Here is a 210-nt window from a genome sequence, read left to right as displayed (position 1 = left end):
GGAGCGTCAACCGATCGCACGGCGACCGCAACGCGCAACGCTTACAAAGACGTACTGGCTACCGATAAGTGCGCAGTCCATTGGGGTAGTGGCCAATCCTGAAGCCTTCTGGGGGCTTCGACCCTGGTTCGAATCCAGGATGGACTACTTCTGCTCCGTGCCGTTTCAACTGGAACCCAGAGGGATCCACGTCCAGCGGTTTCCAGTGGA

The 210-nt window shown here is 58.6% G+C and carries 1 tRNA gene; it reads left to right on the top strand.

The features are described from left to right. The first annotated feature begins 74 nt into the window (after positions 1-74). A tRNA-Gln gene (locus EXE44_RS19945) sits at positions 75-147 on the top strand. Positions 148-210: the final 63 nt, after the last annotated feature.

It is taken from the genome of Halorubrum sp. SS7 (assembly GCF_005435055.1).
Taxonomy (GTDB): domain Archaea; phylum Halobacteriota; class Halobacteria; order Halobacteriales; family Haloferacaceae; genus Halorubrum; species Halorubrum salinarum.
The sequence above is the reverse complement of the archived record's forward strand: the minus strand, read 5'-3'. Positions and strand labels throughout refer to the sequence as shown.